The 2,701-nt window shown below is 47.4% G+C and carries 4 protein-coding genes; 1 reads left to right on the plus strand and 3 read right to left on the minus strand.

Annotated elements, in window-relative coordinates; all coding sequences use genetic code 11:
- Nucleotides 1–313, plus strand: a 313-nt coding sequence (locus RMO84_RS05500) for a sensor histidine kinase (RefSeq protein WP_310487471.1), incomplete at its 5' end; no start/stop codon positions are given.
- A gap of 122 nt (nucleotides 314–435) precedes the next feature.
- Here RMO84_RS05500 and RMO84_RS05505 read toward each other — a convergent pair.
- The 3 genes from RMO84_RS05505 to RMO84_RS05515 all read right to left on the minus strand — a co-directional run.
- A complete protein-coding gene (locus tag RMO84_RS05505) occupies nucleotides 436–705 on the minus strand; it encodes a hypothetical protein (protein ID WP_310487472.1) in 270 nt (89 codons plus the stop codon).
- Nucleotides 706–1,238: 533 nt separating this feature from the next.
- Nucleotides 1,239–1,607, minus strand: a complete 369-nt coding sequence (locus tag RMO84_RS05510) for a hypothetical protein (protein ID WP_310487473.1) — start codon at nucleotides 1,605–1,607, stop codon at nucleotides 1,239–1,241.
- Nucleotides 1,608–1,905: 298 nt separating this feature from the next.
- The coding region (locus tag RMO84_RS05515; protein WP_310487474.1) for a T3SS effector HopA1 family protein at nucleotides 1,906–2,701 on the minus strand (796 nt) is incomplete at its 5' end.

Raw genomic sequence — 2,701 nt, forward strand, 5'->3', positions numbered from 1 at the left:
CGCTGCCGAGATTAAGGTCGAACTGCGACAAACCATCCGGCAAAATACCTCCTATCTCCAAGTTAAGATGAGTGATACCGGAATGGGGATTCCGGCTGAAGCTCTACCGCATTTGTTTGACAGATTTTATCGGGTAGATCCGGCGCGCACGGCTACAGCTTCCGATGTCAGTAGCGGTTCTGGTTTGGGACTGGCGATCGTCCAATCGATCGTCACTAGTCATCAGGGGGAACTATCGATCGACTCTCAAGTTGATGTCGGTACGACTGTCATTGTTACGTTCAAAGGATCGAGCGTGCGGGCGATCGATTAGAATATGCACCAACGCTTTTGTCACACAGATTATTGACAAAAAATCACCCCTGAGCCGTTCTTGCTGTGAACATTTGCTCGGGGGTGATTTTTTAACTGCTAGTTAGCAGCTTGAAGATTCAATTAGTAGCAACCACGACCATAACCGCGACCGTTGCCGCGACCGTTGCCGCCACCGTTGCCACCACCGTTGCCGACACCATAGCCGCCACCGTAGCCACCACCGTAGCCGCCACCATAACCGACAATGACGATATTCGAGCCGCCACCATTATTTTTGCTGCCACCACCGATAACACGGTCGCTTTCAGTTGCTTGGAGATCGGTTAAAAAGCTTTCGGAATCTGTCAATAATTCGCTACCAGCTAAGTTAGAGATGTTAATCGAAGACATGTTGCAAATGCTCCCGAGACTATTAGGTTTAGGTAGAAAAGCACATTCAAGAGTTGTATGCGCTTTTGTCTACAAATCCATCATGATCGATCTGTTTTCGATCGACAACAATTTTGTGACAACTAAAAAGACATAACACTAGCTATAAAATCTTTTTGAAACCGCAGATTCTTTAGATGTTTGTCTTAAATAAAACAATAATATCTGCGTAAAAATACATGCGGTCGTTAGTATAAATACACATCAAAATCTAGTGGCAATTATGCTCGGCTTACTCGACTCGATCGCGATGTCTCTGCCTCTAAACACAGATTGGCATGAGGATTTAGCGTTTGAGGTTTGGATCTCGGATCTCGATCGGCACTGAGAATAAGGCTGATGCCAGATTGATTTGAGTTGTGCAAATTAGCACGAATCTAAATCATCACCAATTCAAGGCTGCCAGTCAATCTCCCCCAATATAGAATCACCCCTAAGCTGCAAATCGAGCAACTCAAGGGTGAGAATTAGACAATATTAGTGTCTGTTAATTATTAGTGACAACCGCCACCGTTGTTGCCGCCACCGTTGTTGCCGCCACCACCGTAGCCGCCACCACCGTAGCCGCCGCCGACAACGACGATATTCGAGCCGCCGCCACCTTTATTTTTGCTACCGCCACCACCGTTGCCACTGACTACAACGATCGGACCGTAACCGCCACCACCGTAGCCGCCACAACCGCCACCGTAGCCGCCGCCACCGACAACAACGATATTCGAGCCGCCGCCGCCTTTATTTTTGCTACCGCCACCAATGACTTTGTCGCTTTCAGTAGGTTGGAGATCGGTTAAAAAGCTTTCAGAATCTGCAAATAATTCGCTACCTGCGGGAGTCAAGTTGGAAATGTTGATGAGAGCCATGATTGAATTACTCCTAAAGTATATTAAGATACTAGCTTTTGTTCGTTAACTTAATTCTTTTGAATTTTGCTACGACTGCTGATAGAAATATCATGTCCCATCTGGCAGCGATCTACAATCCCTTCGATCGAATAAAAAGGACATAACACTATGTCTAAAAACCAAGCGGTAATTACGCAATTAATGTATAAAACAATGTGTAAAGCCTAGTTCGCTAAAATCTATACCGATAGACACTGACTTTGATGCAGATTTTCAGGACTTAACTGTAGTAGTTTGAGCCAAACAAAAATCCGCTTTATCGGGTTTCAAGTTCCACATACGGATCGGTGTCGATCGAATTGAGATGCGATCGCCGCCAATCTATCCCTTGCTGTGCCAAGTCCTGACAGACGAGATCGAGTTTGTCACTAGCACCAAGTCGATCTCGATCGAGCGTTGTCACTAGCGCAGCGGCAATAAGTTCGCATCGCTGCATTCCAAAGCTGGCAGTGGCGGGTACTTCTGCTAGCCCCAATCCTGGCGCGAGTGACTTGGTAAATAGTGGCACTTGGGCAGAAAATTCAGCTTGATGAGAGCGGTATATTTGCGACAAGTCCTGCTGTGCCGCTAAATAGCCAGCTTGTGGCAGCCACAGAGTGCCAGCATCGTAACGATAAAACAATGCCGGATCGTGGAGGATGGCAAATTGAAACGGAATGCCCAATCTATTTAGAGAGTGACTAATTCGCGGTAGCGAATCGAGAGCCGCCGCTGGCGTAAAATTGAAGTAAAGCTGGACTGACTCAGCCCGATCGGGCGTACCATAATTCCCCACTGCAATATAAGTATCTCGATCGGCGAGATTATGGGGTAAGTAGATGGGGATCGTATCGCCAATGGCCGCTTTTCGGTACTCCTTGGCTAAATGCTGTTTTCGATCTACGTGCAAGTGCAACCCATCTTTGACCACAATTAACTCGCGATCTGGGGTTTCGGCGACGATTTGCCAATCGGGATCGATATAGCCATGACTGGGATTAGCGCGCGAGAGGCTTTGGGTGAATTCGAGCCTTCCGGAGCGTATGTGCCGTTGAATTTGCCGTGGCGCGTCA

This window comes from Chamaesiphon sp. VAR_69_metabat_338, from assembly GCF_031423935.1.
GTDB lineage: Bacteria > Cyanobacteriota > Cyanobacteriia > Cyanobacteriales > Chamaesiphonaceae > Chamaesiphon.

What these genes read in the sequence shown, in the direction of transcription:
- RMO84_RS05505 (WP_310487472.1), bottom strand. Translation starts at nt 705, where the DNA reads ATGTCTTCGATTAACATCTCTAACTTAGCTGGTAGCGAATTATTGACA.
- RMO84_RS05510 (WP_310487473.1), bottom strand. Translation starts at nt 1,607, where the DNA reads ATGGCTCTCATCAACATTTCCAACTTGACTCCCGCAGGTAGCGAATTA.